The 23,753-nt window shown below is 68.1% G+C and carries 22 protein-coding genes; 6 read left to right on the top strand and 16 right to left on the bottom strand.

The genetic code is table 11. The annotated features are described in order from the left end of the window. Positions 1-10: 10 nt before the first annotated feature. The gene (locus LZC94_27440) at positions 11-958 is read right to left on the bottom strand and encodes a tetratricopeptide repeat protein (GenBank protein WXB11583.1); all 948 of its coding nucleotides are present in this window, start codon (positions 956-958) and stop codon (positions 11-13) included. On the opposite strand from LZC94_27440, the gene LZC94_27445 reads away from it, so the two are divergent. Together LZC94_27445 and LZC94_27450 are read left to right on the top strand one after the other, a co-directional pair. Continuing rightward, on the top strand, positions 939-1,853 hold the full coding sequence (locus LZC94_27445) for a 3-hydroxyacyl-CoA dehydrogenase NAD-binding domain-containing protein (protein WXB11584.1): 915 nt from the start codon (positions 939-941) through the stop codon (positions 1,851-1,853). The genes LZC94_27440 and LZC94_27445 overlap by 20 nt on opposite strands. After that, positions 1,850-2,629 (top strand): enoyl-CoA hydratase-related protein, encoded by a 780-nt coding sequence (locus LZC94_27450; GenBank protein WXB11585.1) that lies wholly within the window; start codon positions 1,850-1,852, stop codon positions 2,627-2,629. The genes LZC94_27445 and LZC94_27450 overlap by 4 nt, the downstream gene beginning before the upstream one ends. On the opposite strand, the gene LZC94_27455 is transcribed toward LZC94_27450, so the two are convergent. The 4 genes from LZC94_27455 to LZC94_27470 form a co-directional block, all read right to left on the bottom strand. Beyond that, positions 2,616-3,641: an isocyanide synthase family protein gene (locus tag LZC94_27455; protein ID WXB11586.1), complete on the bottom strand. Its 1,026-nt coding sequence runs from the start codon at positions 3,639-3,641 to the stop codon at positions 2,616-2,618. The genes LZC94_27450 and LZC94_27455 overlap by 14 nt on opposite strands. Before the next feature lie 159 nt (positions 3,642-3,800). Then, positions 3,801-4,694, bottom strand: coding sequence for a LysR substrate-binding domain-containing protein (locus LZC94_27460; protein ID WXB11587.1), 894 nt, complete (start codon positions 4,692-4,694; stop codon positions 3,801-3,803). A gap of 145 nt (positions 4,695-4,839) precedes the next feature. Continuing rightward, positions 4,840-6,105 (bottom strand): MBL fold metallo-hydrolase, encoded by a 1,266-nt coding sequence (locus tag LZC94_27465; GenBank protein WXB11588.1) that lies wholly within the window; start codon positions 6,103-6,105, stop codon positions 4,840-4,842. A gap of 15 nt (positions 6,106-6,120) precedes the next feature. Then, positions 6,121-6,993 (bottom strand): GAF domain-containing protein, encoded by an 873-nt coding sequence (locus tag LZC94_27470; protein ID WXB11589.1) that lies wholly within the window; start codon positions 6,991-6,993, stop codon positions 6,121-6,123. A gap of 147 nt (positions 6,994-7,140) precedes the next feature. On the opposite strand from LZC94_27470, the gene LZC94_27475 reads away from it, so the two are divergent. Then, positions 7,141-8,205, top strand: a complete 1,065-nt coding sequence (locus LZC94_27475; GenBank protein ID WXB11590.1) for a DNA polymerase III subunit delta' — start codon at positions 7,141-7,143, stop codon at positions 8,203-8,205. Positions 8,206-8,266: 61 nt separating this feature from the next. On the opposite strand, the gene LZC94_27480 is transcribed toward LZC94_27475, so the two are convergent. Genes LZC94_27480 through LZC94_27495 form a run of 4 tightly spaced genes read right to left on the bottom strand, consistent with a single transcriptional unit; the run spans position 8,267 to position 11,622 of the window. After that, positions 8,267-9,028, bottom strand: coding sequence for an SDR family oxidoreductase (locus LZC94_27480; protein WXB11591.1), 762 nt, complete (start codon positions 9,026-9,028; stop codon positions 8,267-8,269). A gap of 50 nt (positions 9,029-9,078) precedes the next feature. Continuing rightward, entirely contained in the window at positions 9,079-9,816 is a 738-nt protein-coding gene (locus tag LZC94_27485; GenBank protein ID WXB11592.1) for a hypothetical protein, read from the bottom strand. A 7-nt stretch (positions 9,817-9,823) separates the two neighbouring features. Beyond that, positions 9,824-10,459, bottom strand: coding sequence for a thiamine phosphate synthase (locus LZC94_27490; protein ID WXB11593.1), 636 nt, complete (start codon positions 10,457-10,459; stop codon positions 9,824-9,826). Next, complete coding sequence (locus tag LZC94_27495; GenBank protein WXB11594.1) at positions 10,456-11,622, bottom strand: small ribosomal subunit Rsm22 family protein; 1,167 nt, start codon at positions 11,620-11,622, stop codon at positions 10,456-10,458. The genes LZC94_27490 and LZC94_27495 overlap by 4 nt, the downstream gene beginning before the upstream one ends. Before the next feature lie 69 nt (positions 11,623-11,691). On the opposite strand from LZC94_27495, the gene LZC94_27500 reads away from it, so the two are divergent. Beyond that, the gene (locus LZC94_27500) at positions 11,692-12,621 is read left to right on the top strand and encodes a hypothetical protein (GenBank protein ID WXB11595.1); all 930 of its coding nucleotides are present in this window, start codon (positions 11,692-11,694) and stop codon (positions 12,619-12,621) included. 70 nt (positions 12,622-12,691) lie between these two features. Here the strand turns inward: LZC94_27500 and LZC94_27505 are convergent, their stop codons facing one another. The 5 genes from LZC94_27505 to efp form a co-directional block, all read right to left on the bottom strand. Beyond that, positions 12,692-13,702, bottom strand: a complete 1,011-nt coding sequence (locus tag LZC94_27505; protein WXB11596.1) for a hypothetical protein — start codon at positions 13,700-13,702, stop codon at positions 12,692-12,694. A 60-nt stretch (positions 13,703-13,762) separates the two neighbouring features. Further along, a complete protein-coding gene (gene hutU, locus LZC94_27510; protein ID WXB11597.1) occupies positions 13,763-15,427 on the bottom strand; it encodes a urocanate hydratase in 1,665 nt (554 codons plus the stop codon). Between the two features lie 100 nt (positions 15,428-15,527). Then, complete coding sequence (gene hflX / locus LZC94_27515; protein WXB11598.1) at positions 15,528-17,447, bottom strand: GTPase HflX; 1,920 nt, start codon at positions 17,445-17,447, stop codon at positions 15,528-15,530. After that, positions 17,444-18,808, bottom strand: a complete 1,365-nt coding sequence (locus LZC94_27520) for a peptidylglycine alpha-amidating monooxygenase (GenBank protein ID WXB11599.1) — start codon at positions 18,806-18,808, stop codon at positions 17,444-17,446. Before LZC94_27520 ends, hflX begins: the two co-directional genes overlap by 4 nt. 77 nt (positions 18,809-18,885) lie before the next feature. Next, positions 18,886-19,449 (bottom strand): elongation factor P, encoded by a 564-nt coding sequence (gene efp / locus LZC94_27525; GenBank protein WXB11600.1) that lies wholly within the window; start codon positions 19,447-19,449, stop codon positions 18,886-18,888. Between the two features lie 158 nt (positions 19,450-19,607). On the opposite strand from efp, the gene LZC94_27530 reads away from it, so the two are divergent. Beyond that, positions 19,608-20,468, top strand: coding sequence for a tetratricopeptide repeat protein (locus LZC94_27530; protein WXB11601.1), 861 nt, complete (start codon positions 19,608-19,610; stop codon positions 20,466-20,468). Between the two features lie 112 nt (positions 20,469-20,580). On the opposite strand, the gene LZC94_27535 is transcribed toward LZC94_27530, so the two are convergent. Next, the gene (locus tag LZC94_27535; GenBank protein WXB11602.1) at positions 20,581-21,288 is read right to left on the bottom strand and encodes a DnaJ domain-containing protein; all 708 of its coding nucleotides are present in this window, start codon (positions 21,286-21,288) and stop codon (positions 20,581-20,583) included. Between the two features lie 20 nt (positions 21,289-21,308). Here LZC94_27535 and LZC94_27540 point away from each other — a divergent pair, with 20 nt between their 5' ends. Then, on the top strand, positions 21,309-21,755 hold the full coding sequence (locus LZC94_27540; protein WXB11603.1) for a plastocyanin/azurin family copper-binding protein: 447 nt from the start codon (positions 21,309-21,311) through the stop codon (positions 21,753-21,755). Between the two features lie 104 nt (positions 21,756-21,859). Here the strand turns inward: LZC94_27540 and LZC94_27545 are convergent, their stop codons facing one another. Next, on the bottom strand, positions 21,860-23,725 hold the full coding sequence (locus LZC94_27545; protein WXB11604.1) for a hypothetical protein: 1,866 nt from the start codon (positions 23,723-23,725) through the stop codon (positions 21,860-21,862). Positions 23,726-23,753 lie beyond the last annotated feature (28 nt).

Here is a 23,753-nt window from a genome sequence, read left to right on the forward strand (position 1 = left end):
CTGCGCCCGCTCATGGTCCTTCCCCTGCAGGCGGAGGCGCGGGAGAGAGCGCCGGATCGGCCGCGGGGGCGGGCTTCTCCATCCAAGCACGCAGCTTTGCGACTTGCGCCGCGGAGGCGCCAAGCTCGGCGGCGTGGTCCAAGGCGCGGCGCGCTTCGTCTTTGCGCCCCAGCTTCGTGAGGGACCACGCGCGCCCCAGCTCGGCGGGGCTGTAGCGCGGGTTGCGGGCGAGCACGGTGTCGTAGGCCGCGAGGGCGGATTTGGGATCGTTTTTCATGACGGCGACGGTGGCGAGACCGAGCGCGTTGGCCGCAAAGGTGGGATCGACCGCGAGGCCCTCGCGGTAGGCGCGCTCCGCGGACGGAAGATCGCGCAGGTGGACGCAGACGAGGCCGAGCGCGTGCCAGATTTCGGCGTCGCGCGCGCCGCGGCGGATGGCTTGCTCGAGGCGAGGGCGCGCCTGTTCCACCTCGCCCCAGCGGGCCGCGCGCATGCCGCCCTCGCGCGGTCCGGCGGGGGACTCGGGCGCGACGGTGGCGGCTTCGTCGTAGGCGGCGAGCGCCTCTTCGAAGCGGTGCGCCAGCTCGTAGGCGTGGCCGAGCTCGATGAGCGGGGTAGGATCGCCGCGGGGAGAGCGGCGCTGGAGCTCGTCGACCTCGGCGCGCGCGCGACCGAGATCGCCTTGCGCCGCGAGGATGCGAATGAGCAGCCCGCGCGCCGCGCGGTCTTCGGGGGCCTCCTCGAGCCGCTGGGTGAGCACCCGCACGGCATCGGCGTCCTTGTGCTCGCGCGTGAGCGAGCGCGCGCGCTCGATGGCCGTGGGACGGCTGCACCCCGAGACGAACGACGCGAAAGACGCCGCGAGGAGCGCGGTGCAAGCTGCCGTCGCAAGCGCGCGGCGAAAGTGGTACATCCGATGCGCAAAAAGGAGCAGGACCATGTCGGAGATTCGGGTCATCGGCGTCCTCGGTGCAGGACAGATGGGAAGCGGCATCGCGCAAGTGGCAGCGGACGCGGGGTTCGATGTCAAACTGGCAGACGTTTCACTCGATGTCGCCCAAAAGGGGAAGGGCAAGATCGAGAAGATCCTCGCCAAGCAGGTCGAAAAAGGGAAGATACCCGCCGAGCAAAAAGACGCGCTCGTGGCGCGCATCACGCCCATCGCCGGCCCGGAGAACTTCACGGGGTGCGATCTGGTGATCGAGGCGGCCACCGAGAACGTCGATCTCAAGCTCGCGCTCTTCCGCCGCTGCGACGAGGCCCTGGCCAAGGGCGCCTACCTGGCGAGCAACACGTCGTCCATTTCGCTGACCAAGCTGGCGGGCATCACCTCGCGGCCCGATCGGGTCATCGGCATGCACTTCATGAACCCCCCTCCCCTGATGAAGCTCGTCGAGATCGTGCGCGCCGTGCAGACCTCGGAGGAGACGTACGCCACCATCTTCGCGCTGGCCGAGAAGATGGGGAAGACGGTCATCACCAGCAAAGACTCGCCCGGCTTCCTCGTGAACCGCATGCTCATCCCCATGCTGAACGAAGCATGTTTCGCGCTGCAAGAAGGCATCGGCTCGCCGGCCGACATCGACACCGGCGCCAAGCTGGGCCTCAATCATCCCATGGGACCGCTGGAGCTGGCGGATCTCATCGGGCTCGATACGGTGCTCTTCATCGCCGACGTGCTCCACCGCGATCTGGGCGACGACAAGTACCGCGCGCCCACCCTGCTGCGCAACCTGGTCGCCGCCGGCTGGCTCGGACGCAAGACGGGCCGCGGCTTCCACGATTACAGCGTGGTGCCCAACCCGGCGGCCGCGGGCGGCGCCAACGTGAACGCGAAAGGCGGCAAGCCGTGAGCTCCGTCGTCCTCGTCGAGCGGGCGGGTTCGGTGGCCATCGTCACCTTGAACCGTCCCGACAAGCTCAACGCGCTCAACCAGGAGCTGCTCGCCGCTTTGTACGGCACCTGGAGCGAGCTCGATCACGATCCCACGGTCTTGGCCGCCGTGCTCACCGGCGCGGGCGAGAAGGCCTTCGCCGCCGGCGGCGACATCGCCGCCATGTCGAAGATGTCGACCAACGAAGCCAAGAGCTTCTCCGATCTGGGCCACACCGTGCTCCATCGCATGGAGAGCGCGCACTTCCCCATCATCGGCGCGGTCAACGGCTTCGCCCTCGGCGGCGGCTGCGAGCTGGCGCTCGCGTGCGACTTCATCTACGCCGCCGATCGCGCGCGCTTCGCCCAGCCCGAGGTGAGCTTGGGCGTCATCCCCGGCTTCGGCGGCACCCAGCGCCTCGCCCGCCGGGTCGGCATCGGCCGCGCGCGCGAGCTATGCCTCACGGGCGACACCATCGGCGCCGACGATGCGCTCCGCATCGGCCTGGTGAACGCGGTGGTCCCTCATGCGGAGCTCCTGCCCACGGTGCGCGTGCTGGCCGAGAAGATCGCCTCCAAGGGCCCCGTGGCCATCGCCCAGTGCAAGCGGGTCATGCAGCGCGGCGAGGACGTGCCGCTCCCCGTGGCCGCCGAGCTCGAGGCGCAGGCGTTCGCCAGCTTGTTCGGGACCGAGGATCAAAAGGAAGGCATGCTCGCCTTCCTCGAGAAGCGCGCGGCATCGTTCAAGGGGCGCTAGCGCGCTCGGTCGCGTCGGCGGCGCCGGCAGCCGCAGCGGCAACAGAAGAGATCGCGGCCACCTGGGACGAGACGTAATGACTCGGGCGGCCGCCGCGCCGGACCAAGGTGGCGCCCGATCGTTCGGCGTCCGCCCGCTTCATCAGGGTCATGCGCCCGTCGATGGCGACGGCCACACCGTGCCAGGGGGTGAGCCAATCATCGGGCGTCTCCATCAACCGGATCCCGAGCTTGCCCGTCCCGCAGCGCTGCGGGTGAATCGAGAGGCGCACCGCATCGGGGAACCTCTCGGCCACCAATTCGCCCCATGCGCGGCTGCGCTGAATCACACCGTAAGCCCGCGCGCGCGCCTCGCGTTGGGCGCTGGTGCGCGTGCCTTGGTAATGCGGCCCGAGTCGGTCCTCGAGCAAAAAGCGCGTCATCCCCCGGTACAAGTCGACGGCCTCCCCACCGCGGAGCACCTCTTCGCGCAGCCCCGCCAGGGTCGGTCCGTACGTGCCGATCAAGCTCGCGCGCATCGCATCGTGATCGCAAGCCGGGTAGGCATCGTCCAGGTCGAACATTTCCAGCCGATCGGCGCCGAGCCGCTCGATCATGCGCTTCAACTCGACGTGGTAGTCGGTGATATCGCCGTCCGAAACGTCGATCAAATCCCCGAAGACGCGCCCGTCCGAGCAAATGACGAATCGCGCCCCCGGAGGATAAATCCGCTCGATGCGGTCGCAGAGCGATTGGAGGAATTCCAGCGCACACCGCTCGGCCATGTCGGGCAATGGACCGAGCGTCTTGGCACGATTGGGTGACTTGGTGGGAAATGCGGGCAACACGAAGACCAATTCGCGATTGGCCACCACGCTCGCATCGATCCGCGAAAGGTGGGGCTCCGCGCAAGGATCGCAGAGCCCTGCCGGCGCCGCGGTGCAGTCCGACCCCGCGAGAGCCGTCCGTCGGTAGGCGGCGAGCAGACGCAAGACGTCCGTGGCCACCGTGAAGCTGAGAGGTACCCCGAGCACGAGCTCATCTTCGGTTTTGCTGGCGATATTGTAAATTCGCCAAATCTTTATAAGATTATATAGATCATCATTATAGTGAATCCCGCGCCAAAAATCGCCGCGTCCGTGCGCGAGGCGCGCCCCGTGGATTGGCCGGCGGACACCCAACGACACGCTCCTCTATTGAAGCGGCGCCTCGTGGAGCACGCGGGCGAGTGATTCGAACACCGAGCGGCGCGGATCGTCCATGCGGAAGACCAGGCGAAAGTAATCGTGCAGCGGGGTGACCGATTTGAAGATCTCCTGAAATGTGCCGCTCGCGAGCTCGCGCCGGATCAAATAGCGCGGGAGCACGGCCACCCCTGCCCCATCGGCCACCCGATCGCGGATGGCGTTGATGCTCCCCAGGCACGCGATCCGCTGAAAGCGCAGTCGATCGCCCCCGCCGGAGGCGTCCCTCCAATAGCGAAACAGCGGGAGCTCGGGGCCGTGATCGATCAAGACGTGCGACAGCGCGTGCTCCACGCGCGTCAGCGGCTGGCGCCGCAGGAGGGTGCGCGCGCCGCAAAAGGCATAGTCCTCGCGGTGCAGACGGAGCGAATCGAGCTTGGGGTCCTCGAGGCGCGTGGAGGTGACGGCGCAATCCACCTCCATGGTGCGAACACGCAAGAGCAGGTCGGAGCCGGAGCCGAAATAGAGGTGCAGCTGCATCCACGGCATGGCCTTGGAGAGGCCCTCCAGCTGCGGCATGATCCAGCTCATACCGAGCTCCCAGCGGGTGCCCAGGGTGAGCTCCACGGTGGCCGGCCCCATCTCGCCGTGCACGGCGCGCACGCAATCGCTCGCGGCCGCGATGCACTTCTCGGCGTGCGGCACCAGCGCCATCCCCGCGTCGGTGAGCGTGACCGAGCGCGTGGTGCGGCGAAAGAGCGGGGCGCCGAGCTCCATCTCCAGCTGCCGAATGCGCTGTCCAAAGGCCGCGGGCGTAATGCCCAATGGCCGCGCCGCCTTGCTGAAATTGAGCAAGCGCGCGGCGGACAAAAAGCACCGCAAGTTCTCCAAAGATGGGAGCACGCCGAAAGAACTAATGGATTCGGACTACTCGCAAAAGCGGATTCCGCCAGCTGAAGGGGAGAAGCCGCCCGCGCGCCCGCGGCCGTCCAGCTCCCGCGCCGCTCGCGCACCCCCCGCGGGACGGCGCCTCCCACGACGGAAAGCGTCATTTGCGAACGACGTATTCGATCACCGGATCGCGCGAGGTGGCCACCTCGTCCAGATTGGCGATTCGCAGCTTGCCGAGGTTATGCAAGTACTCCACGTGGGCGCCGGCCTCCTCGATGGCGAGGAGAAACCCGTAGCCCTCCTGCGGTCCGAACAGCGCATCGGCTACACCGAGCACGGTGCGCGGCACGTCGCAGACCTCCAAGACGCGACCGAGGCGTTGCCGGTGGAAGTTGGCAATGCCATCGATGCGGGCGCGCAAGTCCCAAATGGGCTCTTCGTGGCCGCCCAGCGCATAGTTGATCCCCTCGACCTTTCGGATCTTGGCCAGGCTATGGAAGAAGTGCTCGAGGCCCGCGAAGGGGGTGATGGCCTGCGGAAATTGGTGCGGCGTGATGCGCGCGAGCACGTGATCGCTCGTGAGCAGCACGTCGTGCACCTGCAAGCAAATGAGGCCAGGGCAGTGTCCCGGCACGTGGTGCACCCGGTAGCCGGGGCCGATCTGGTCACCGTCGCGCAGGACCCGGTCGACTTTGACCGCGGCGAACATCGTTTTATGCGCGGTGTACAGGGCCAAAAGCTCGGCGCGCTTTTCATCGTCGATGCCGGCGCGGCGCAAGTACACGTCGATGTCCTTCGAGACGACCACCAGGCGCTCGTCGAACCCGGAGAGGACGCGCGCGTCGAGCTCGTGGACCGCGAGGTGCGCGCGCGTCTCGCGCTTGATGGCGTTCGCGCCGCCGAAGTGGTCGTAGTGGGCGTGCGAAATGACGCACCAGTCGAGCGCTTCGTAGCGGACGTCCTCGTGGAAGAGCGCACGGACGACGGCGAAGCCAAGCGCCAGATCGCGGCGCGAGGTGGGCAGATCGGAGCCGCAGTCGAGCATCAGCGCGGAGCCGGGTTCGAGGACGACGTAAACGTTGTTGATGTGGCGCGGAAAGGTCTCCACCGAGAGGCAATAGATGCGGGTCTCGGTCCCCGCGCGAAAGCGCTGCACGCCCACCGCGCCATATTGCTCGAGGTAGGTGCGCCGTCGCTCCGCGTCCCCGTCGAGGGCGCGTTCGAGGTGCTCGAGGCGCCCGAGCCACTCCAGCGCGCGAAGCGCCTCTTCGTTCTCTTTGCCCTCGCGCAGGCGCGCTCGTGCCTCCAGAGGCTCGAGGTGGGCACCTTCCGCGGTGAGAACGGCGTCGTCGAGGAAGGCGCCCTCCGCGCGAAGAAAGAGCCACTCGAGTTTCCTTCGAACCTTGGACGGTACGGGCGCCATACCGTAGAGCGTAGCTCAGCGCGATGCGACGCGGCACATGTCCATCGGCCGAGCAGCCGGGTAATCGCCGGACTCCAGGGACGGCGCCACGATATGGCCAATCGTGGTGCCGCGGCTCGCGAGGTGTTCGCCGAGCCGGCCGGCCACGTACGAGAGTGTGTTCTCGGCGCGCGCGTCGAAAAAGGAGCCATCGAGCGGATCGATGAGCTCGATCACCCCAAGCGGGCGCTTCCTATGGGCGACCGGGGCCACCAGAACGCTGCGCACCGGGCCAAAAAAGGCGTGGCGGTTGCGGGGGCGGGCGTCGGTGGTGTGCTCGTCGTAGTGCCAGGAGCGGGGTGCGTCATCGCGCAGGGTCGACTGAATGAGCGGATCGTCCTCGTGGGTGCGCATCATGAGGGCATCGTCGGTGTCCGGTCCTTGCGCATACACGACCACGAACTGCCGCGTCTCGGCGTCGTAGACGTGCACGAGGCCGATGCGCGCGGGCGAAAATCGCAGCACCGCCGCCAGGCAGAAGCTCGCGGCCTCCGCCGTGGTCTCGCAAAAGGGCAAATCGCGAACCGTCTGAAAAAGGTCGTCGATGTCGTCGAACGAGGACGAGGCGGTCTCCGCATCGCGCGCAAACGCAAAGGGCTCGGGGCCGTCGTGGGTGAGCGCAAAGGGGTTCGGGTCGACATGGGTGACCCAGTCCTCGGGGTGAATGTCCACGTCCGGATCGAGCTCGATGACGGGCGCCGACACCAAGGTCGGGCGCGGTGCGCGCGGCGCCGTTCGCGCGCTCGCAGGGACCGCCGTGGTTACCGCGACCGGCGAATCGGGGCGCGGGACCGCGGACGGCGTGCTCGTCTTCTTTTTGGTGCGCGGCAGCAGCAATCTTTTCCCCATCGTGGCCATTCAGCAAAGCAACGCGCGTTCCTACGCTCGAGCGCGCCTCTTTCGCGCCGCCGCGGCTTTTTTCGTCGGGGTTTCGTCGATCGCCGCGGATCGCCATGGATGCGTGTGGATCCGAATCGATCCGGTGAGCTAGGGTCCATGGCGATCATGCCCAGCACCGCCCCCGATCCCGCTCACCGCGCTGGCCCGTCTCGCACGATCCTCGGGCAGGTCCGGTCGCAGCCCACCGCGGTGGCCACCTTGGAGCGCGCGCTCGCCACGGGTCGCGTGCACCACGCGTATCTGTTCGATGGGCCCGACGGTGTCGGCAAGGAGCTGGCGGCGTTCGGGCTCGCGCAGGCGCTGGTGTGCGAGGTGCGCGGGAGCTCGCCCGCGGCGGGTGCGGCGCCCGAGGCGTGCGGCGAGTGCTCGGCGTGCAAGCGCACCTCGCCGCGCGAGGGGCACGCGCGCCCGCTGCACCCCGACGTGGTGGTGTTGGAGCGGGGCCTCTACGAGCCGGCCCAAATCGGCCGGCGCACCCCGGAGGCGCAGGAGCTATCCATCGACCAAGTGCGTACGTTGGTGCTGGCGCGGGCCGCCTTTCCGCCGCACGAGGGCCGCGCCAAGGTGTTCATCGTGCGCCGGGCCGATGAGCTGAGCATTTCGGCGACCAACGCGCTCCTCAAGACGTTGGAGGAGCCCGGAAAGGGGACGCACTTCATCCTTCTTTGCTCCCGCCCCGACACCTTGCTCCCCACGATCCGGTCGCGAACCTTGCGGGTGCGCTTTGCGCCGCTCCCCGATACCGTGGTGACCGAGCTCCTCGTCGCCCGTGGAACCGCGCAGGAGACCGCGGGCACCTTGGCGGCGTTGTCCGGTGGAAGCATGGCCACGGCGCTCGCCTTGGCGGATCCCGAGGAGAGCTCCAAGCGGCAGCAGTTCGTCGAAAAAGCCTTGGCGGCCGTGGAGTCGCCCGATCTGGGCACGGGGTTGGAGCTCGCCGAGGAGGCCAAGAAGAACAAAGACGTGCTGGAGATCTCCCTGCAAGCGCTGGCCATCCGCCTCGCAGAAGAAGCGCGCCGGACCGCCGCCAACGGCGATCGCCACGCCGACGTGGCCGCGGCGCGCTACCGTTTGGCGCTATCGGCGGCGCAGGAGCTCGATGCCAATGCGTCGCCTCAGCTCACCGTCGAATCGATGATCGTGCGCATGCGCAGCGTGTGAGACGCGCAGCGCGGCGCCGGAGAACCGTGCACCGCGCGTTCGCCATCGGCGCGGCGGGGGATCACCGCAAATAGGAGGCGCCGTTGAGATCGAGGATGGTGCCGCTGGCCCACTCCGCGGCAGGCGACGCGAGCCAGGCCACGGCGGCCGCCACCTCCTCCGGCTCCCCGGCGCGGTTGAAGGGGCTCTGCGCCCGAATGGCGACCCCGGCCGGGCCCTCGAGCAAGGAGCGGGTCAAGTCGGTGCGAACGAAGCCCGGCGCCACACCTGCGACCGAGATGCCATAGCGCGCGAGCGCCACCGCGAGCGACTGCGTGAACGCATGCTCGCCGGCCTTCGACGCGCCATAGGCCGGCGCATCGGGCTCACCGCGGTACGCTCCGCGCGAGCCCACCGTGATGATGCGCGCCCCACGGGGTCCCTCGGCGCGTTTGCGCACATGGTCGACGAAACACCATGTGACATTGGCGGTGCCCACCAGGTTCACCCCAATCATCCGCGCCCACGCGGCCTGCCACTCGGCGTAGGTCGTCTCATCGATGCGGTGATCGTCGTAAATGGCCGCGTTGTTGATTAAGACATCGAGCCCGCCGAGGGCCGACACCGCGGCGGAGACCATGGCCTCGACGGATCCGGGATCGGCGATGTCCGCGCTGACCACGGCGTGCCCGGTGCCGGAGAGATCGGCGACGACCCTCTTGGCCGCGGTGACATCGCTCCGGCAGTGCACCACCACGCGGTACCCTTCCCGCGCGAGCGTGGCGGCAACTGCAGCACCGATGCCCCTCGAACCACCTGTAACGAGTGCGCGACGTGCGCTCATGACGTTCGACCCCTTTCGGAAAAGTTAGGGGTACACCATCGCGCGGCCGCTCAGTCCCGTCCACCCGGAAGAACTTCGTACATGCCGAGACCGAGCACGCGCCCTTCCCACGCGAGCACCTTGCCCCCGGCGCCACCTGCACGACTGCCGCCGGCGCTCGCACTCGCATCACCGCGAAGAAGCACCACCAGTCGTCGATCGGTCGCAGACTTGTATTCTGCAAATAATACGTTCCCGCCCCCAGCCGGGGGCGAAGGCCCGAGCGGCTCGCCGGCGAGCGGCAACCTTCGGATCCGCTCGTAGCGTTCGCCCCGATGAAGCAGCGACGAGGGCGGCTCCTCGCTCGGCCCCCACTCCAGCGCACCGGACGCGCCGAGCCAGAGCAGCTCGCCGCTCGGCGCGCGGCGCGCGAGGATCACGCGATCCTCGCCGGCGTTGGGTGCCGCGAAGAGGATCAACGCCGGGGCCTCTTCGGAGAGGACGAGCGCGCTCTCGAGCCACGCCTCCTCGCCATCGTGCACCAGCACCACGTCCCCCAGACGGCATGGAAAGGCGGCGAAGGGATCGCTCGTGCGGTTCGCGTCCGTCACCTTCGCAGGATCGCGCGCGCCGCCCGTGCGCGACGAGGCGTGGGGCACATGGGGATCGGGCTCCGAATCGGGCTCGCCGTCCGCGTCGGAGGGCCTCTTCGCGGTGCGCGCGCGCGCCAACCACCCGCCGATGACCGCGCCGACGAGGAGCGCAGCCGCGACGATCCCGACATCGGCGACGCGCGGCATCCCGAACATGGCGCGCTCATCCCCGCGCGCCCAGGGCCGCGTGAAGCGCCGAGGCCTGCTCGAACAGCGTGCGGCCCTCGGCGAAGACGCCCGCGATGACGGCGGCGCAATCGGCCCATTGAGCTACCTCGGGGGCGCGCTCGAGGGTGATGCCGCCGATGGCCACCAGCGGAATGGAGGCTCTGCGCGCGAGCTCGGACGCGGCGCGAAGCCCATCGAGGCCGACCACGCGATCGGGGTTTTGCTTGCTGCTCGTGGGAAAGATGGGACCGTACGCCACATACGCCGGGCGCGCCTCGATGGCGCGCGCGAGCTGGTTCAAATCGTGGGTCGAAACGCCGATGGGCACGTGGGGGGCGATGCGGCGCGCGGCCTCGATGGGCGCATCTTCCTGACCGACGTGGACCATGTCGCAGCCGGCGAGCACCGCCAGGTCCGGGCGATCGTTGCACACCAGCGGAACCGCGGCCCGCTGGCACAAGGGCGCGAGCTCGCGAAGGAGCGCGAGCACGTCGCCGTCGGAGTCCTCCTTGGCGCGAAGCTGCAGCGCACATGGGCGCGCGCGCAGAACCTCCGCCGCGAAGTCGAGCGGCGCCATATGCCGCGCGCGCAAGGTCGTCGTATCCAAAATGGGGTAGAGGCCGCGCATCATGACCATCTCTTGATTGTAGTTTCGCGTTCGATCCGGCGCCCCTCGAACGACTCGATGGCGACGATGTCGCCGCGCACGAGGGAGCCCCAGCTGGCGTTGCCGTCGGAGAGCGCGCGATCGAGCCGGGCAGGCCGCGACAGCGTGCCCGTTTCGCTGCACAGAAAGATCTCCGACTTCCCCTTGGTGACGATGAGATCCGAGACCACCCGCAGGCGCGTGCCGCCAAAGCCCCGCGGCTCGAGCGCGCGCGCCAAGGTGGCGCCATCGTTTCGCAGAATGAGGTAGCTGTACGTCAGCCCCTCCCAGCGCAGCCCCGCGCCGCGGGCGACCTCCACCAGCCAAGCCGGAAGGTTCACGGGCAAATCCTCGTGGCACCAGTCGCCCGGGTTGGTCAGCATCGGGCACGCGCTCGTGTGCAAACACGGCGCAAACAACGTTGCCCCCGACCCCGGCGCCGAAATCAACGCGTCGCGCACGGCGTGCAGGTGCCGCGTGCGCGCGCGCAGCGCCGGCTCGACCACGACCAGCGAGCCGTCCGGCCGCACGCGTTTCAAGAGCGAGGCGATGAGATCCTTGTGCCGCACCACGCGCTCCGTGTCGGGCACGTCGCGATCCAGCTCGCTCAGGACCTGCCCCAAGATCACGAGATCGTGGCCGGTTCCCACATTGGCATCGACACCGCCGCGCACGCACCGCGCCGTGATGCGCACCTCCCCTTCCCCGGTGCGACGCTTGAAGATACGCGCCGCCAAGTCGAGGGCGGCGGGATCCTCGTCGACCAAGGTCGCCTCGAGTTGGCCCGATTGGCCGGCCCCCGCGAGGGCGCGCGCGACGCCCCAGGTCATGGCCCCCACCCCGGCGCCCACATCGAGCACGCGCAAGGGGCGGTCTTCGGGGATGCGAAGGAGGCCCGTCGCAAGCAGCTCCCGGACCGAGGCGGCCCCCTTTGGAATGTCCCGCGGAAACGAGAACAAAAGCCGCGCCCCCAGCGCCTCGGCGCTCCGGGCCCTGGCGGCGGGTGCTTCGCGGCCATCGTTGTAGGCGGAGGAGAGCGCGCGCACGCTCGCGGCGAGCTTCTTCACCTCGGACGAGGTGGGCCATTTTCGCTCGCGCGCGACGTCGTCGAGCAGAGAGCGCCACGTTTCGTCGAGCGGCGAGATCATCGTTCTGGCTCTCTTTACCACTCTGGCTGCTCCTCACGCAGCTCCTCATGCGATACGGTGCGCACACTCATGAGCCTGCGTCCGTTCGCCCAAAGCATTTCGTGCGCCCTTCTTTCGCTCGCCGTCGCCGGCACAACCGGGTGTGCGAGCGCCCCTCCGCCGGCCTCGCAGTTTCCCAGCGTGGAGGCCGCCGTAGAGCGCATGCACGCCACGACCTCGTCGTGCGTGGCCGTGCAGGCAAAGGCCAAGATCGATCACTTCGGCAAACAAGGCCGCCTCCGCGGCGATCTCCTCATGATGGTCGCCGTCCCTGCGCGCATCCGCATGGACATCGTGAGCCCCTTCGGCGTCACCGTCGCCACCTTGACCAGCGACGGCCGAAACTTCAGCCTGGCCGATCTCCGCGACAAGCGCTTCTACACCGGCCCTGCCAAGGCCTGCAACATCGCGCGCCTCACCACCGTGCCCGTCCCGGGCCCTGTCCTGGTCGATCTCTTGCGCGGCGAAGCGCCCATCCTCAAACACGGGCTCGCCGCAGGTCTTTCCGGCCCCAACACAGGCAGCCGCATCGCCTGGAGCGGCGACGGCTACTACGTGATCACCCTCACCGGCGCCAACGCCACCACCGAGGAAATCCACCTCGCACCGCGCCCCGACGATCTCGCCAAGCCCTGGACCGAGCAGCGCCTTCGCGTCCTCGAGGTCACCGTGCGTCAGCAGGGCCTCGTCCTTTACCGCGCGGAGCTCGAAGACCACGCGTCGACCCCCATGTCGACCGCCCGCGTCGACGAACAAGGCATCGATCCGCCCATTCCGCCGAGCGGCCCCGTATGCACCGCCGAGCTCCCGCGCCGCATCCACGTCGTGGTCCCGGGCCTCAAAGAAGACGTCATCTTCCGCTATGACGACGTGCTCTGGAACCCGCCGCTTCCTCGAGACATTTTTACGCAACCGCAGCCCGCGGGGCTCCAGCCGTTTCCGGTGAATTGCGAGGAGTGAGCTGTCACCCGATCGAAGATCGTCCTGAGAGAAGATCTCCTCTTCCATCCAATATTGCGATCGCGACGAGCTATTCCTTCTCCAACTCCGACTCCGGCGTTTGAAGCTCCGTCACAATCTCACGCGCCAGCTCGCGCGCGCGGGGGGATTGGTCGGCGGTGAGGGAGATGGCGCCCACGACGGGGTGGCCGCCGCCGCCGTGGCGCTCGCAGATGGCGGCGATGTTGTGGTCGCGGGGGAGCTTGGACCACGGGTTGTAGCCGATGGAGAGCTTGCACTTCGTTTTGCCTCGGGTGACGAGGACGGAGTATCGGCTCTCGGGGTACAGCGCGTAGGTGACGAACTTGCCGGCGACGTCGATGACTTGGTCGGTGAGGTCGACGAGGACGACGCCGCCCAGGGGTTGGGCGCGCGCGCGGACGAGCTCGACGAAGGATTCGTGCGCGACGCGGAGGGGTTCGTAGGCGGCGATGACGTCGGGGGCGCGGGCGACGTCGTCGAGGGGGTGCTCGAGGAGACGGGGGACCATCGCTTGGAGGAAGGCGTCGTTGCCTTTGTTTTCGACGACGGTCATGAGCTGGAGCACCGGCTCGTGACGGGAGACCGCCATTTCGGCGCTGGGGAAGGCCGCGGAGTCGATCATGTCGGCCCAGGCCACGAGGTTGCGCGTGGGCTCGGGATCGAGGCCGAAGACTTGGGCGCCGATGTCGGCAATGAGCTTGGTGCACGAGGTGTACGTTCCGTCGTGGAACATGCGGCGTGCGGCGGGGGGCTGGTCTTGGACGCGCGCGACGTGGAGATCGTAGGTGGCGCGATCGCCTTCGCTGGGGAAGGCGCTCACGTGGTGGTCGAAGTACCAGGTGAGCGACGGGTGCGCGCTGAAGCGGAAGTCGAGGATGGCGTTGATGTCGGCCGCGAGGAGCTTGGGGTCGACGCCGTTCTGTCCGGGTCCGTAGCCGGAGGAGTGGTACGTGAAGGCCAGCTCGCGGCCCGGATGAAGGTGCTTCATCAACCGGGTGAAGAGCACGGCCGAGCAGAGGCCGTCGAAACAATGGCCGTGCGTCGCCACGGAGATGGACATGGGCCCCGTGGCGGACGCGGACGGAGAGCGGGAAGTCGGGTCGGAGCTCACCCTATGGGATTACCACGAGCGGTGCGGTACGTGTACGCCATGTGCGCGTGCGCACGCGGTCGCCTCGTCGTAGCCGGAGTCCACGTGGCGGATGACGCCCATGCCGGGATCGCTGGTGAGGACGCGCTCGAGGCGGGCGGCGGCTTCTTTGGTGCCGTCGGCGACGACCACCATGCCGGCGTGCAGGGAGTTGCCGATTCCCACGCCGCCGCCATGATGGAAGCTGACCCAGCTAGCGCCCGCGGCGGTGTTGACCAGGGCGTTGAGGATGGCCCAGTCGGCGATGGCGTCGGAGCCGTCTTTCATGCCCTCGGTCTCGCGGTTGGGCGAGGCCACCGATCCGCAGTCGAGGTGATCGCGCCCGATGACGATGGGCGCCTTCACCTTGCCGGTGCGAACCAGCTCGTTGAAGATCAGGCCGACCTTGGCGCGGGCGCCGTATCCGAGCCAACAGATGCGCGAGGGCAAACCTTGGAATTGGACGCGCTCTTGCGCCATGAGGATCCAGCGGCGGAGGTCTTCGTCGTCGGGGACCGCGGCGAGGACGGCTTCGTCGGTGGCCGCGATGTCGGCGGGATCGCCGGAGAGGGCCACCCAACGGAAGGGGCCTTTGCCTTCGCAGAAGAGCGGGCGCACATAGAGGGGGACGAAGCCTTTGATGTCGAAGGCGCGTTCGAGGCCCGCGTCTTTGGCGCCGGCGCGGATGTTGTTGCCGTAGTCGAAGACCTCGGCGCCGGCTCTTTGGAAGGCGAGCATGGCCTCCAGCTCTTCGTACATGCCGGCCTTGGCGCGCTCGACATAGCCGTCGGGATCGTCCTTGCGCAAGGCGGCGGCTTCGTCGAGGGAGAAGCCGGCGGGGATGTAGCCGTGGAGGGGATCGTGCGCGCTGGTTTGCTCGGTGACGAGGGGCGGGACGATGCCGCGGCGGGCGAGCTCGGGGTAGACTTCGGCGGCGTTGCCGCAAAGGCCGATGCTGATGGGCTTTCCGCTCTTGGTGGCCTCGTCGATGCGCGCGAGCGCCGCATCGAGATCGTCGATGCGAACATCGACATAGCGGGTCTCGAGGCGCTTGGTGATGCGCGTGGGGTCGACCTCCACCGCGAGACAGGATATGCCGGCCATGGTGGCGGCGAGGGGCTGCGCGCCGCCCATGCCGCCGAGGCCCGCGGTGAGGACCCACGGGGTGACGGAGGAGCCGGTGCGGCGCTGGTAGGCTTTGCGGGCGGCGACGAACGTCTCGTAGGTGCCCTGCAGGATGCCTTGCGAGCCGATGTAGATCCACGAGCCGGCGGTCATCTGGCCGAACATGGTGAGGCCCAGGCCTTCGAGGCGGCGAAACTCGTCCCACGTGGCCCACTTGGGCACCAGGTTGGAGTTGGCGATCAGCACGCGCGGGGCGTCGGGGTGGGTGCGGAAGCGGCCCACGGCCTTGCCCGACTGCACGAGCAGGGTCTCGTCGGAGGGCAGATCGCGCAGCTCGCGCAGGAGCACGTCGAACGCCTCCCACGAGCGCGCGGCCTTGCCGGTGCCTCCGTAGACGACCAAATCACCGGGACGCTCGGCCACCTCGGGATCGAGGTTGTTCTGCAGCATCCGGAAGGCGGCCTCTTGGACCCAGCCCTTGCACGAGATTTCGGGGCCTTTGGGAGCCCGAACGACGCGGGGATCACTCATGCTGCGTTTCGTAGCGCATTCTGACCCGCGGTGGCTACGAATCTGGTGCTACGAATCGATGAAAGCGTGTTACCGGGCGCTCGAACGAGGGCCTACGATTTTAGGAAACGACGCTGACGCGGCGCGACCTTCGGCCGGCGGCGGTCAGCATTTCGTGCAAGGTCGTGGCCTCGAGGAAATCGCCGGCCGATTTTTGTGACGCATCGGACGCATCGGACGCATCCGACGCATCCGCTTCCGACGAATCGGACAGATCGGAAGAATCCGGCGAATCCGAAGCATCGGAGGTTTGCGACCAGACGCCTTTGGCGCTCGCGTCCCAGCGACCCTGGAGCTTGCGGGCGATGGCCTCGACCAACGGTAAGGTCGTTTCGCGCTGCGTCGCGCTCACCACCACGACATCGGTGCCCATGCGCTCGGCCGAGCGCTGCAACGCTTTGGCGGTGAGCGGCTCGATGACGTCGGCTTTGTTGTAGACGAGGATGCGCGGGATGCCGTCGAGCTCGAGCTCGGCCAGGAGATTTTCGGTGGTCTGAATGTGCGCCTCGCGGGCGGGATCGCTGGCGTCGACCACATGCACGAGCACATCGGCGTCGGCCGCCTCTTCGAAGGTGGCTCGAAAGGCGGCGAAGAGATCCTTGGGGAGATCGCGGATGAAGCCGACGGTGTCGGTCAGCACGATCTCGCGATCGCCGTAACCGGCCCAGCCGACCTTGAGGACGCGCGAGCGCGTGTCGAGGGTGGCAAAGAGCTTGTCCTCGGCCAGCACCTCGGCGCCCGTGAGGGTGTTGAGCAAGGTGCTCTTGCCCGCGTTGGTGTAGCCGACGATGGCCACCGTGGGGATGCCCTCGCGGGTGCGCTTTCGCCGGCGCTGCTCGCGCTGTTTGGCGAGCTGCTTCAATTGGTGCTCGAGGTGCGTGACCCGCTCTTTGGCGCGGCGACGGCCGATTTCGAGCTTCGTTTCACCGGGGCCGCGGCCTCCGATGCCGCCGGTGAGGCGCGAGAGCGAGTCGTCTTTTTGGCCGAGGCGCGGCAGGCTGTACTTCAATTGCGCCAGCTCCACTTGCAGCTTGCCGTCGCGGCCCTCGGCGCGCTGAGCGAAGATGTCCAAAATGAGCTGCGTGCGGTCGATCACCTTGAGATCGCTCACCTTGGCGATGGCGGCGGCTTGCGCGGGGGTAAGGTTACGGTCGAAGACCAACACGCTCGCGTCGAGCTCCACCGCCCGCAAAATGACGTCGTCGAGCTTTCCGCGGCCGATGACGAACTTGGGATCGATGTGCTCGCGTCCTTGGACGATGGTGTCGGCCACTTCGACGCCGGCGGTGCGCGCGAGCTCGCGCAGCTCGCGCACGGAAATTTGCGAGGCGTCGCGGCCTGCCGGACCTGCATGACCGGTGTGACCCGTATGCGATGCGCGCGACCCTTCGGCGTTCTTGCCTACGACGTGCACGAGGATGGCGCGGCCGTCCTTGGCTTTGACCTCGCGCGGCTGCGAGACGCTGGCGAACTCGCGCTCCAGATTGGCCATCAGCTGGCCGACGTGCAGATCGACGCGGGCGAGCGGCATGGGGCCGATCGCGCGGTACGGCGGGTTGCCCGGCACGTTGTGCGCGTACATGATCGAGCGCGGATCGCCGCCGGGGGCCATTTGGATGGCGGCCACCAGATCGAGGCGCAGACGCACGAGGTCGACCAGATCGTCGCGGGTGAGGGCCTCGCCGCGCACGTGGGTGTGAATCAACCGCAGGCCGCGAAAACGGCCCTCGGCGGCGCGCAGGCGGCCGATGTCCGGCAACATCAACTTTCCGGCGTCGCCCACGATGACGTAGTCGACTTGCCCGGAGCGATGCACGAGCGCGCCCACCTGGCGACCCGTTTCGACCGAAGCATCGACCAGCGAGCGAACCAGCTCGGGGGTCGTGAGGTGTTCGATGGGGACCCGCCGCCGATAGATGCGCTCCAGGGTGCGCACTGCCGCCGGCGAGAGACCTGTTTTGTTACCGTAGATCTCCGTCACTTCGTTCCTTCCACACGAGAGACACCACCGCCCGTCGGCTTGCACTCGGACGCGCTCGCGGGCTGAGACCAGCTCCAGACGGAGGTCTCGATCCGCGGGTAGTACATGGTGAAGGCGTAGCACATCTCGTTTGCGGTATTTTCTCCGAAGGTGACCTCATCTTGTGTCGGATTCGTCCAGGCGCAACGGGTCTTGATCCGATCGCCGGGACGAAGCGTCGCGTCGATGCGCATCCACACCTGGTTGTTGAAATCCCAGCTGGACTGGGTGCCCAAATCGACCGGACGCGCCGGATCGCGCGCTGGATACAACGTGTTGATCATGCCTGTACCGAGCTTGTGCATGTGCGGCATGGCCGAAAAAACGTGCACCTCGGGGAATGAGTCCGGCACCGTCAGGCTGCAGGTGATGTCCAATTGGCTTTGACGGGGAATGCGGAAACGCTGCGAGCCAAAGGCCATGACGTCGGCGTCGTTCGGGCGGAGCTGGCTGGTGCTGCACATATCGAATCCGGTCGCATCGCTCTCGCCCTCGAGCCGGGTCACATTGTTGTAGTGAATCTGCGCGACGTAGTGCGTCGTGCCCTCGAGGGGAAAGCCAGCCTCGGGCGGTAGGTTCAAGTTCTGGCCGCCGGGCGCCCACGCAAAAATCATCCGCCAAAAGATGGAGCCGCCGCCGCTGCACGCGTGCGGGGTGGGATCCTCCGCGCGGTCCGATTGGAAGAGGACCACATGGTGGACGAGCTTCTTGTTGTCGATCTTGGGGGCGAAGGCGGTGATGTGGCGCTTGGCCGGCTGAGGGATCTCGAAGCCGTAGCAAACGTACTGGTCCTCGGTGTTCTTGGGCATGGTCCAGCGGCCGCCGGGGACCATATGAAGGTCTGGCTCGCAGTCGAGCGGAACGGGGGCGCCGCTGGCGTCCTGCGCGCTGCACCGGGTGCCCGAGCGGGGCGCGCCGGCGCCTGCGAAGTCGTCGAGGACCTTGGTGTCGGCGAGGCCAAGGCGCGGGTTGGGGGCCTTGGGCATGGGGTTCGCGCGGTCGTGGATGCGCGCGATCACCCGCTCGTAGACCTTCTTCGAACGGTCGTCGGGCGCGGGGGCGTGCAGATCGTCCCAGGTGACCAGCGGCATGGGCGCGCCGAACACGGGCGGGTTCGAGTGGCAGCTTCGGCAGTTGCGCGCCAGCACCTCGTCGACGGCGCACGGCAGACCGCGCACATCGTCATGGCTACCCGTACCGACGGGCGGCGGGCCGCCGTCTCCCGCGGATGGAGTGGCGGCGTTTTCGCTGCATGCCGCGATCAAGGCGAACGCGCACACGCGCGCCAACGAACGGAACGAGCTCCCCCCAAGCTTTTGCATCCGTCAGTATAGCGCCCGGCGCGCCACCGAGCTGCGCTTGGCCGGCAAAAAACCGGCGAAGCGAAGAGAAGAACGAGCTACTTGTTGACGCGCTCGAGGTACTGACCGTTGCTCGTGTCGACCTTGATCCACTCGCCTTCTTTGATGAAGAGCGGGACGTTGACGGTGGCGCCGGTGACGAGCTTGGCGGGCTTGGTGGCGCCGCTGGCGGTGTCGCCCTTGATGCCCGGCTCGCTTTCGACCACCTGCATGATGACGTTGGCAGGAAGGTCGATGCCGATGGCGCTCCCGTTGAAGAGCGTGACCTCCACGTCCAGGCCCTCGGCCAGGAAGCGGGACGAGTCACCGACCTTGTCCTTTTCGACGTGGATCTGATCGCCGGTGGTGGTGTCCATGAAGACGAAGGTGTCGGCCTCCGCCCAGGAGTAGGTCATTTTGCGCTCTTCGACGTCGGCGAGCTCGACCGATTCACCTGATTTCCAGGTGCGTTCGATGACGCTGCCGTTGACCAAGTTCTTCACGCGACAGCGGGTAAAAGACTGGCCTTTGCCCGGCTTGACGAACTGGTGCTCGACGATGTGGTACGGGATACCGTCGATCTGGATACGAAGGCCTTTTCGGATGTCTGTGGTCGAGCTCATAGAAGACCGGCGAGGGGTAGCACGCCCACCTGCCCCGCCGCAAGACGCGCGATGTTAATGTTCGCGCGAAAAGCGTGCTAAACGACGGGCCGGGCTCCTCCTCCCAGGACGTTGCACATTCGTGCACCCTGATTTAGAAGCCGGCGAGCGGTTGGTACATGCACGAGGTCGACGAAGAGTTACGAGAGATCAAGCGCGAGATCATCGAGTCGCGCGGGCTCGTCATCAAGACGAACAACCTGACCAACGCGCTCAGCGCCGATATCAAGTCGATCGCCAAGCGGCAGCAGACGTACGAGCGGCGGCTCACGTTGAACAGCGCCACGGCCTATGTGGTGTTCGTCTTGGTGGTGCTCGGCGCGCTCAAGTTCGCGTGGGACGCGCGCATCGACGCCATCAAGGCGGAGGTGGAGCAGAAGGCCACCGACAACGAGCGGCTGCGCAAGGAGGCGCGTGAGATCCTGAAGCGCGACGAGGATCGCGCCCGCGCCGAGATGAAGGCCGCGCGCTTCTACGAGCTGATTCGGCAGGGAAAGCGGGTGGAGCTCGTGGAGGAGTGGGACGCCATCCGCAAGGAGCCGCTGTCCAAAGCCGAATCGGCGGCCTTCACCGACGCGGTGGAGAAGGCGAAGAACGAGCTGGCGCTGCTGCAGTTCCAGCAAGCGGTGGACAAGGCGCGCGTGCAGCGGTGGCAGGAGGCGGCCACGCTCTACGAGGAGTCGCTGAAGTACAAAGAGGACTCGTCGATTTCACCCAGCGTGCAGCTGGGGCTGGCCGACGCCTACCGGCACCTGAATCGGCAGCGGGACGCGATCCCCATTCTGACCCACCTCTCCGAGAACGCGCCCGACAAGGAGATCCAAGACGACGCCCTGCACCAACTGGCGTTTTGCCAAATGGATATCCAAGCGTGGAACGATGCCAAAAATACATGGCGCGCCCTGCTCCGCCGGTTTCCCGATTCGCACTTCGCGCCCGAGGGGCGGCTTCAATTGGCTCAGTTGAACCTGATGCATTGACCTGTCGCCGGGCGAATGCGGCGGAGGCGCGTCGCGTGCGGTCGGGCGACGAGACGTTGGTAGGCGCGTCGCGCGCAGTCAGGCGAATGCGGCGTAGGCGCGTCGCGCGCGGTCAGGCGACGAGACGTTGGTAGGCGCGCGTGATGGCGGTGAAGCGCTCGGCGAGCTTGATGCGCTCGAGGTCGGTGGCGCCGGGGTGAAGGTCGGGGTGGTAGGCGCGGACGAGGCGGCGGTAGGTCTGCTTGATGGTCGCCGGATCGGCGTTTTGCGGGAGGCCCAGGAGGTGGAGCGCAGCGTGGCGCTCGGCGTGGAACGCGGGGCGCGCGCTGCGGGCCTCGGGCGATGGGGGGCGCACTTGACGGGTGGAAGCCGGCGGCGGTGTTTTGGAGGCATCACGCGCGCGGCGGCGGCCGTGGAGAAAGGCTGCGGGCTCCAGCGGCTCGTGCAGTCGGGCGGCGGGGGCGCGGACGGCGACGCGGAAGCGGACCTGCGCGTCGGCCATGGCGTCGAGTTGATTGAGACGGGACAGGATGTGCCGGCGAAGCGCGGTGGGCATGTTCCCGAGCGCGACGGTGAGGCCCTCGACTTCGACGGCGACGACCTTGCCCTCGGTCATGTGGACGCGGTGGCTGCGCCCACGATCTTCCGTCAGCTCCAGGGTGCCGCTCGCGCGGGCGCGGTGGAGGGTGCCGAGAAGATCGCCGAGCGTCGTGCTGCGCAGTCGGCCGGGCAGGAGCATCGCATTGCGGCATATCAGGCCCGTGTGCAGCGGGGCAAATTCTTGGCACAACTGGAGAAGGGGCTTGACCCAGGCGCGCACCGGGTTCCACTGATGGCTTCATGAAACCACTCTTCCGCGCAGCAAGCATTGCAGGCATCGCCTTCGCTTTGACCGCCACCGCGTGCGGTAAGGGGACGCATGAGCAAAACATTGCGTCGGTCGGTGACACCATGGCGTTCGACGTCACCGGCTTCTCCGTCAAGACCGGAACGCAAGTGCACCTGGTCCTCAAGAACAACGGCACCACGCCCGCGATGACCCACAACTGGGTGCTCGTCAAACCAGGAACGGAGGCGGCCGTCGCCACCGCCGGAATGAACGCCGGGCAAGGCGCCGGCTATGTGCAGGCCGGCGATGGAAACATCATCGCGCACACCCCGCTTTCGGCGCCGGGATCCACGGTCGAGATCACCTTTACCGCGCCGGCGCCCGGGATGTACCCGTACATCTGTACGTATCCCGGGCACTACCAAACGATGAAGGGGACCATGCAGGTCACCCCCTGAGCGTCTCGACGCAGCTCCAACAAGTTCAAGGCACGTTCAAGAACAAGCTCGAAAGCAAAATCCGAAAGAGCACGTCCGAAAGCAATCCAAGCACTCCGCCGCGCTCAGTGCGCGGCGGCGGGATCGGCGAGGTCCCATACCCCGACAAAGGCGCGGCCGCCGCGAATGCACGCGACGCGCGCGCCGTCGTCGCTCACCGAGCAGTCGCGAAGCTCGCCGTAGCCTCCGTCGAGCTCCTTGGCGCGCAAGAGGCGCGTCTTTGCCCCGCGCACCACGATGCCCGACCCGGTGGGGACCGCCATGGTCTTGCCGTTGGGCGAACGCGGTGAGCCGGGCGGGCCCGGCTGATCGAGCGGCACGGAGAGGGCGCTGGCGCGCGCGAAGTTTGCGGCGATCAGGATCGGTTCGCCGGCGACGATGGCCTCGAGCCCCGCTGTGCCCCAGGCGATGGGGATCACGGGCGCAGGCTCCCCTTTTCCGCTGGCGCAGCGCGCGCTGAAGGGCGGTGCGACCGGGAGCGCGACGTCGTGCGGCTCGCCGTCGCCGGTGGGGGCCAAGGTCGCGCGCAGGGCAAAGCCGTCGCACGCGCTGTAGGCCTCGATGAAGCGATGGGCCCCATCGGGCGAAACCACGCGCGAGCTCCAGGTGCGAACGTCGCCGGCCTCCGCTTCGTCGCCCGTGACGGGGTCGACCCGAACGACCCCGGCCAGGGTGCGAACCAGGAGCTTGCCGCTGGGCTCGAAGGCCAAGGCGCCCCAGGCGGGCGCGCGGGTTCGCTCGATTTGGGGGACGGCCGCCACCACGCGCAGGTTGGCGCTCGCGCCCACGGGCGCTGCCTGCGCGATCCACGCTTGCGCGTCGCTCGTGCGCTGCGGGGTGCGGATGGCCGGCGGGCGCTGGGCGCGTTCGAGCGCGGAGATGGCCCGCAAGGCGTCGCCCATCGTGGTGTAGGCGCGCACCTCGGCCAGGCCGCCCTCTTCGAGCGCGCGGCTGGAGCCGCAGGAGATGTCGCTCATGCGCGGCGCGCCGCCCTCGCTGCAGATGGCCCCGTAGAGCGCGCGCAGCTGGCGCGCGAAGATGGGAACGGCCGGCGCGTCCTTGGCGCGCGCGGCGCGGGTGGCGGCGCCGGAGGCCAGCACGCGCAACGAGGCGTCGGGCTCGGCCGGATCGCGGCTCATGCCCGCGGGGCGATCGAACCAGCGGAGCATGGCGCTCAGCTTGGGCCCTGGCTCGAAGGGCGGCGCGCCGCCCTCCAACGTGACGCGCAGGGTGACGTCGTCCACGCCGTCGTGATCGCGATCGGCGCCGTCGGCCTCCACGGTGAGCAGCGGCGCGCCGGGCGGATCGGTGATGGTCGTCGAAAAGAGGATGCGCACGGGCGAGGCCACCGAGACGATGCCGAACCAGCGCGGCGAGCATCGGTTCGAGAGCTCGACCACCGCGGAGTGCGCGCCGATCAAGGCGAGCCGCTGGCGGCTGCCCGCGCCCGCATCTCCCCTGGCCGCCGACGCCGCCTCTTCCCCGGCCGCGCAGGGCGCGTTGCCGAGCGCGATCGGCCCGCCCACCGGCGAGGCGACCAGCGGCTTGCCCGCGACCCCCTTGTACGAAAGAACCTGCGCGCGCTCGGGCGCCGACGCGCCGCGCACCACCGCCAGCGCGTCCTTGGCGCCGTCGCCGTCGAAGTCGCGCACCAGGGCCGCGACGAAGATCATCTCGGCCGGCGCGGTGAGCACCAGGCCCTCGACGTCCCACTGCGACGTGTTGGGCGGCGCGAAGGTGCCAGGCTGCTCGGTGAAGGTAACCCCCGCGTCCGCCGCCTCGATGGCTGCGGTGGCGGCGCCGCCATCGTCGCCGGCGGAGCCGGTCACCCCGGCCTCGTCGATCGAATACGGCACATAGGGTCGATCGCGGCTGCATTTGCAGCCGGTGGCCGCGCAGGAAAAGGCCAAAGCAAGCACCCATCGACGCATGGTGAGGCTGTCTAACACGCTGGCACGA

It is taken from the genome of Sorangiineae bacterium MSr11954, from assembly GCA_037157815.1.
Lineage (GTDB): Bacteria > Myxococcota_A > Polyangia > Polyangiales > Polyangiaceae > Pendulispora > Pendulispora albinea.